Genomic DNA, 228 nt, shown 5'->3' with positions numbered 1-228 from the left:
TCTCCGGTGAGGCTTCCGGCGAACTCGAGTGGGTTCTACCGGAGGTCGCTGACCATCGTCGAGACCATGGTGCCGGGGTCGGCGGCCGCGACCACGCTTCCCGTCGCGAGGTTGGACAGGCCGGCCTGGTAGTCGGCCGGATGCGTCATGTTGTAGGTGTCGGTCGGGTTGATCTGCCGGACGATCTGGACGATTCCGCTGAGTCCGGTGAGCAGACCGGAGTAGAAG

Annotated in this window: 1 protein-coding gene; it reads right to left on the bottom strand. The window is 65.4% G+C overall.

Going from position 1 to position 228, the window contains the following annotated elements; translation table 11 throughout:
- Positions 1-35: 35 nt before the first annotated feature.
- Positions 36-228, bottom strand: a 193-nt coding sequence (locus tag QM806_RS41195; protein ID WP_283295088.1) for a hypothetical protein, incomplete at its 5' end; no start/stop codon positions are given.

Source organism: Rhodococcus sp. IEGM 1351 (assembly GCF_030056875.1).
In the GTDB taxonomy this organism is placed as follows: Bacteria; Actinomycetota; Actinomycetes; order Mycobacteriales; family Mycobacteriaceae; genus Rhodococcus_F; species Rhodococcus_F opacus.
This window is presented reverse-complemented; position numbering and strand designations above follow the sequence as displayed.